Annotated in this window: 4 protein-coding genes; all 4 read left to right on the top strand. The window is 65.1% G+C overall.

The window, feature by feature from the left end; all coding sequences use genetic code 11:
- Window positions 1–456: hypothetical protein (locus AC3XYG_RS22885; RefSeq protein ID WP_489142172.1), on the top strand; the 456-nt coding region annotated here is incomplete at its 5' end.
- Window positions 457–729: 273 nt separating this feature from the next.
- A complete protein-coding gene (locus AC3XYG_RS22880; protein ID WP_489142171.1) occupies window positions 730–2,442 on the top strand; it encodes a calcium-binding protein in 1,713 nt (570 codons plus the stop codon).
- A 198-nt stretch (window positions 2,443–2,640) separates the two neighbouring features.
- Window positions 2,641–4,983, top strand: coding sequence for a UDP-forming cellulose synthase catalytic subunit (bcsA, locus tag AC3XYG_RS22875; protein WP_489142170.1), 2,343 nt, complete (start codon window positions 2,641–2,643; stop codon window positions 4,981–4,983).
- Window positions 4,984–4,985: 2 nt separating this feature from the next.
- Window positions 4,986–7,535: a cellulose biosynthesis cyclic di-GMP-binding regulatory protein BcsB gene (locus tag AC3XYG_RS22870; protein WP_489142173.1), complete on the top strand. Its 2,550-nt coding sequence runs from the start codon at window positions 4,986–4,988 to the stop codon at window positions 7,533–7,535.
- Window positions 7,536–7,566: the final 31 nt, after the last annotated feature.

Raw genomic sequence — 7,566 nt, 5'->3', positions numbered from 1 at the left:
ATGATCCTCTGCAAGGGAAAGAATGCAATTATCGTTGAGTACGCGCTCCGAGACGCGTCGAAACCCATGGGCGTCGCCGAGTACCGAGTGTCCCTGCCTCCGCAACTCGAAGCCGCCCTTCCCACGCCCAAGGATCTCGAGCGGGAGTTCCCGCAATGGGAGGTCGTCCAGATGCGGATCGATATCGAGCGCGCCGTAGTGGACTTGGCGAGAGCTCGAGGAATGCAAGGCGAGGCGCTCAGCCTACGCCAGGTGCTCGATTGGAATCGCGAAAATGGAGGCCTCCCCAAGACGAATGGCGACCTCGATGCCGCCCTGAACACGATGTACGCGACCGGCCACGGTGCCGACATGGAGGGCGACAAACTTAAGCGTGCTCTCGCCATAGGCACTGAGTTTCTCGATGCCATCCGAGCGACTCGGTCATACATCAAGATATCCGAAGACGCGTCCTGAACTCGCAGAGCCGGGCAATCCCACGCATACATCCCATCATGACGGTGATGTCGGGTTGTCCCCTTAGCCGTCATCGAGAGGCTGACTAGGCCGCTCCGAACCGGACATCGCCCGTCGCCGCGGTGAATCCCAAAACCGGACGTCAGACCGATGGCCGGTTGGTCCCCTTTGCGGACTACGGAGGCTGCCTGAGTTGCTCCGGAGCGGACATCGGCGCCGGCCGAGCTGGCCCTGAAACCGGACCTTTTTACTCACGAGATAGTTTGGCCTCGCTTGGCCGACCATGGTCGGGCTTCAAACCTCCTTCGGACGAAACACTTCCTCGAATGGAAGTTTGCCTGCCATGCGGACTTCCGCGAATTGCATGCCGCATCGGAGCCGATGTCGAAGCAGCTTTCCGATGAGCGGCATCCGGGGCGATGCCATTCCAATCGGGGGGCATACTCGATCAGGGCAACACCACGCGTTGGAGAACGAGCCCACATCAAATCCAATCAAATCAAATTATATTGTATTTTATTTAATTCCGACATATGTCTCTCACACCCCTTCGGCGTGAGAGCCCAGATGAAGATCATCGGTTCTGTGGAAGCATCCTGGCTCTATGGCACGCAGGCGGACGACGAGATCGTCGCCTTTGGTGGTAACGATCACCTTTATGGCGATCTTGGCAACGATCGCATCTATGCCGGCGCCGGAAATGACGACCTCTATGGTGGGGCCGGAAACGATAGCCTGTATGGAGATGCCGGAAACGATCGCCTGTTCGGCGATATTGGCAATGACGTGCTCGATGGCGGCTCCGGCCAGGACCTGCTGTATGGCGGACTGGGCGATGACATCGGCTATGGCGGCGCAGGCGCCGACATGCTGTACGGCGATGCCGGCAACGACCAGCTCCATGGCGGCAGCGAAGCCGACCAGCTCAGCGGCGGTGTCGGGAACGACCAGCTATTCGGAGATGACGGCGATGACCGCCTCTTCGGCGAGAGCGGCGCCGACCAGCTGCATGGCGGTTCGGGCGCGGATATGCTGTATGGCGGCGGCGACAATGACGTGCTGTATGGCGATTGGGGGCGTGACCAGCTCTTCGGCGATGACGGCAACGACGTGATCTATGGCGGCGGCGACGCCGACCAGATTTTCGGCGGCACCGGCGCCGATGTGCTGTCGGGCGATGATGGTGACGACCGCGTGTTCGGTGAAGCCGGGGATGATCGCCTGTCGGGCGGCGCCGGAAATGACGAACTCCATGGCGGTGTCGAGAATGACCGGCTCGACGGCGGCACCGGTGCCGACACGCTCTATGGCGAAGCCGGCAACGACCAGCTTCTCGGCGGCGTCGGGGCCGACCATCTCTATGGCGGCACGGGAAATGACGTGATCGACGGCGGCGCAGGCGACGATGTCGCCTATGGCGAGGCCGGAAACGACGTCCTCTCGGGCGGCGCCGGCGCCGACGTCCTGTCGGGTGGTGTCGAAGACGACCGGCTGGATGGCGGGGATGGCAACGACCAGCTCTATGGCGACGCCGGCCAGGACAAGCTTTTCGGCATGGCCGGCGATGATCGCCTGTTCGGCGATACCGGACGGGACGAACTGCAGGGCGGCGACGGCAACGACATTCTCTCTGGGGGGGCGGACGCCGACACCCTGAATGGCGGCGGCGGCAACGACCGGATCGACGGCGGGATCGGCGACGATCTGCTCACCGGGGGTCCTGGCTCCGACATCTTTGTCTTCGGCGACCGGACCGGGCGCGACACGATCACCGACTTCCAGGCGAAGGGAAGCGGCCATGATTTCATCGATCTCACCAGCCACACCACCATCCACAGCTTTCAGCAGGTGATGGCGCATGCCGTTGAGACGGCCCACGGCGTGGTGATCGCGCTCGATGACGCCCAGCCGCTGCAATCGCTTAACTCCATCACCCTGAATGGCGTCCACCTTCAAGACCTGATCGCTGCAGATTTCTTATTCTAATCAGTTTAAATAAAATTCAGATAAATAATCTATAAACTTCGATTGACCACACTGTCCTGAAATAAAATTCCATGCCCGTGGCAATATGATTCGCCAAGAGAGGGTGACAGCAACCACAATCCGGGCTCCACGGAACCGTTTTTCGGGGTGACCACAAGACAGCGATCGATCGCCTTGGCTGGCTCGTCGACGGGCTCGATGATCGGAACGCGCCGTAGCTCCGTAGAACTCTTTGCAGGCTCCACCCGTCCCGCGCTGTCGATTTTGGAGAGACAATTGAGCGCCGTCCTTATTTTTCTGTGGGCCATCCTCTTCATGGGTGCGGCGATCCTCGGATCGGTCAATGTCAGCGCGTCGACCCAGTTGGCGAGCGGGCTTGTCGTGCTGGCGGCCATGGTCATCCTGAAGACGCTGCGGGTTCGGGGCTATGGCAGGCTGTTGTTCCTTATTCTCGGCGCCTTCATCGTGCTGCGCTACATCATGTGGCGTTCGCTCCACACCTTGCCGCCGACGGATCACATTCCCTCTTTCATTGCCGCATTGCTGCTGTATGCGGCCGAAATCTATGCGGTCGGCATGTTCTTCCTGAGCGTCTTCGTTACCGCGGACCCGGTCCGGCGGCGGCCGCCGAAGCCGATCGCCAGGCCGGAGCTGGTGCCGTCGGTCGACATCTTCATCCCGACTTACAACGAGGATGCGGACATGTTGGCCGTCACCATCGCGGCGGCAACACAGATCCGCTATCCCTCGGGAAAGCTGACGGTCTACCTCCTGGATGATGGCGGGACGGACCAGCGGGTCAATCACAGCGACCCGACGATCGCCGGCCAGGCGCAGCAGCGCCGCGTCGCCCTGCAGCGCCTTTGTCTGCAACTCGGAGCGCGGTATCTGACCCGCGAACGGAATGTGTCCGCCAAGGCCGGCAATCTGTCCGCTGCCCTGGCCCGCACGTCGGGCGAACTGGTGGCGGTCTTTGATGCCGATCATGTGCCGTCGGCGGATTTCCTGGAGCGCACGGTCGGCTATTTCGTCGAGGATCCGAAACTCTTCCTGGTTCAGACCCCGCACTACTTCATCAACACCGATCCGATCGAGCGCAATCTCGGCCTGTCGCACCGCATCCCGCCCGAGAACGAGATGTTCTATGGCCTGATCCAGCGCGGGCTCGACAAGTGGAACGGTGCGTTCTTCTGCGGGTCGGCGGCCTTGCTCCGGCGTCGGGCTCTGGACGAGGCCGGCGGCTTCTCTGGCGACAGCATCACCGAGGATGCCGAGACGGCGATCGACCTGCATTCTCGGGGCTGGCGCAGCCTCTATATCGACCACGCCATGATCGCGGGCCTGCAGCCGGAGACATTTGCCAGCTTCATCGGCCAACGCTCGCGCTGGGCGCAGGGCATGACCCAGATCTTCCTGCTGAAGAACCCGTTGTTCAAGCGCGGCCTGAGCTTGGTGCAACGCCTGTGCTACCTGTCGAGCAGCGCGTTCTGGTTCTTTCCGTTCGCGCGCCTAACCTTCATGATCGCGCCTCTGTTCTATCTGTTCTTCGGGCTGGAGATCTATCGGGCAACGGCGGAAGAGTTCATCTCGTACACTCTGGTCTACATGGCCGGCGTGTTCCTGGTTTCGAACTTCCAGTTCCGCACGACCCGCTGGATGCTGATTTCGGAGCTCTACGAAACGGCCCAGGCCCCTTATCTAATACGGCCGATCCTGTCGGTCCTGCTGCGGCCGCGGTCCCCGACCTTCCGGGTGACGGCGAAGAACGAGCTGCTGCAGGAAGAATACCTGTCGCCGATGGCGTGGCCGATCATCGGGCTGATCCTGCTGCTGGTGGCTGGGTTGGGGGCCGCGATCTGGCGGTGGTCCGAATTTCCGGGCGATCGGACGGTCGTGTCGGTGGTCGGCACCTGGGCCTTGTTCAATCTCATGATCATGTTCGCCGCCCTCGGCGCTGTCTGCGAGCGGCGCCAGCGCCGGTCCCGTCCGCGCGTCGAAATCGAGCGGGCAGGCCAGATCGAGTTCGACGGCCAGGTCCGGCGGGTGCGCATCGAAGACGTGTCCATGGCCGGCGCCAAGATCCGTCTGGACTATACGCCTGATACAGCGGGGCTTGATGCCGGGACCCTTGTCCGGCTGCGGGTCACGGACGATCCGAACGGGCCGGCGATGGCGGCGGTAGAATCCCGGGTGCGCAACCGCATCGTCCAGGGCAACGCCGTGATTCTGGGCCTGTCCTTCATCAAGGACCAGGACGTCTCCGCCGTGGCGACGGTCAGCCGGCTGATGTTCTCGGACAGCATGCTGTGGGAAAAGCGCCGGCAGGCGCAGCGCCGCGGGCCGTGCACGGTGATGGGCGTCCTCTGGTTCTTCGGCCTGTCGATCCGGACGCTGGTGCGATCTGTCCCGTTCCTGCTCCGCATCAGACGGCCCCGAGAGTCCACGCCGCAGGTCGGTGGGCACGATTTCAGCTTCGGCGATCGGGGCCTTCCCGCCTTCCCGGGCGACGACGAATCCTCCTCTCTCAAGAAGGTCGGCTGACGATGCCCGGTTCTCGTAAGCCGAACGGGCGGGGATGGCCCGCCTGGGCGGCCGCCCTCACGGTTCTGAGCCTCAGCGCCTCGGCATCGGCCCAGCAGATTCCATTGCCGGGAAGCGCGCCGGCAGAGCCAGCGCACCAGCCCGCACCGGCCGGGAGTGGGCAGATTCCGGTTCCGGGGCAGCAACAGCCGGTGCCCGCCGCGCCCCAGAATGGCGGGCGGATCGCCCTGCCTGCGACCCGCCTTGCACCGGCGGCTCCCGCCACGCCACCCACCGTCACACCGCGGACAGCCGAACCGGTCCCTGCGGTGCCGGCACTATCTGCGCCAGCCCAGGCGGTTGCGGTCACGCCACCGCCGGCATCGCCGCCCCAGGCGCGGCCGCAGCAGGCCGCCGCCGTGGCGCAGCCGGCACCCGTGGCCGATATCCGCTTGCCGCTGGTCCCGGTGGAAGGGACCACGACCCTTCGCATGGCGGGGGAACATGTGGCGGCCCGGTTCGCCGTCGTCGCGCCACCCCTCGGGCCAACAGCCGGGGCAACGCTGTCCCTGACCCATATCAGCGGCGCCGACCTTCTGCCGGACCGATCGGCCTTCTCGGTCAGCCTGAACGGCAAGCCGATCGGCAGCTTCTCGCCCGATGCGTTCGCGACACCCGATGACGTCCGGCTGGCGATCCCGGCGGGCGTGCTGCAGACAGGCCGGAACCTCGTGTCGATCACCGGCCAGTTGACGCATCGCGTGCTGTGTGGCGACACCGCCGGCTTCGATCTCTGGACACAGTTGGACCCGGACCGAAGCGGCATCCTCGTGCCATCGGGCGGACTCGCGCCCATCACCGATCTGGCCGGCTTCATCGATGCTGCCGCCGCTGCCGGCGCCCGAGGGGACGCCCTGCCCGTGTCGCTGCGCACCCCGCTGACCGCCGAGACAACCGGCACGCTGGTGTCGCTCGCCTCGCTGTTGGGCCAGGCGATGCCGGAGAATTCGCCTGATTTCACCGTAGGGCTGGGCGAGGTCGACGCCGCGGGCCGACCGCGGATCGTCCTGGCGGGCGGCAATCCCGCCGTCTCCGTGCGGCAGGCGGCCGATGGCGCCCCCGTGCTGCTGTTGCAGGGCCAAGCCGGGGACCTGATCGCGCACCAGTTGGCGGCGATGGCGCCGCTGGCCGGACGCCGCGGCGTGGAGATTCAGCGCGGCCAGCGGATGACCCTGACCGATTTAGGGATCGGCGATGTTCGCATCGTCGAGCATCGCCGGCAGGTGGACGCCATCGTGCGGCTGCCAACCGACTTCCTGGTCACGAACGATGCGGTCGCCCATCTCAAGCTGATGTTCGCCTATGACGCGGGCTTGCCGCCGGGGGGCCATCTGACATTATCCCTGAACGGAACGGCGCTGGCACAGCGGCCGTTCGACCAGAACGGTGGCGAGGTCGTCGAGAACGAGGATTATGCGCTGCCGCTGCGCCTGTTCCACGCTGGGGAGAACACGATCCGGTTCGATTTCAGCCTTCCCGCCCAGGTGCCGCAGCAGGCGTGCCCGGTCCAGGACGAACATCATCCCTTCGCGACCCTGTTCGGCGACACGTCGCTGACATTCGACGATGCGCCGCACATGGTCGCGTTGCCCGATCTATCGTTGATGGCGGGGTCCGGCTATCCCTTCGACGGCTCCAGCCCCGTGGCGCTCCTGCTGTCCGACCTCGATCCCGGGACGGTGGCGGCGGCCCTGACGGTGTCGGCCCGGCTGGCAGCTGTGGCCGACGCGCCGCTCCAGCTCCAGCCGATCCTGTCGATGGGGAAGCTGTCCGGTCCCCTTCTGGCGGTCGGACCGGTCGCCACGCTGCCGAGCGGATTGTTCGCCGGCGCGCCGGCGTCGCCTGCGGATATCACGCCGCATCTCGTGTCCGGCGACGGCGGCAGCCAGCCCGACCGGATCGTCGAACGTCTCGCGTCCGGCAGGCAGAATACCGCCAAGGTAGGCGACGCATCCGGGCCGGCCGCACCATCCGATGCTTCGGCCGAAGCCAGGCAGGCCTGGCGAAGCCAGCTGGACCGCCAGAAGCGCCCGGACACGCTGACCTCGGAAACATCGTCGCTGTGGGATGATACGGTGGCGACCGCCCGCAGGCTGCTGGACTGGCAGGTATCGGCGCCACCGGTCGCCGACTGGCTGTCGGCCCAGACAGCGCCGGGCCTGGGTTACGTCGGCCAGTGGCAAGGTCCGTCCGGGCCGGTCACCTTGATCACTGCCCTCGACCCAAAGACGCTGTCGACCTTCGCTGCACGGGCCACGGATCCTGCGACCTGGCCCAGGCTCGGCGGCGATGCCGCTTTGCTTCTCAATGATGGCTGGCACACCCACCAGCCGGCGGAGCAGTCGCTGGTGATCACGCAGCCGATCCGGCCGGACACCGTGATGATGGTGGCGGGCCACTGGTTCTCGCGGAACGGCATGGCGTGGACCATCGCGATTCTCGTCCTGTCGGCAGTGGCGGCAGGCGTGACGCACATGCTGCTGGGGCGCCTCGGCGTCCGCGAACAGCGCTGAGGGGGATGTGATGCGGACGGCCTGGCTCTGG

The sequence above is a fragment of the Inquilinus sp. genome, assembly GCF_057815775.1.
The sequence above is the reverse complement of the archived record's forward strand: the minus strand, read 5'-3'. Positions and strand labels throughout refer to the sequence as shown.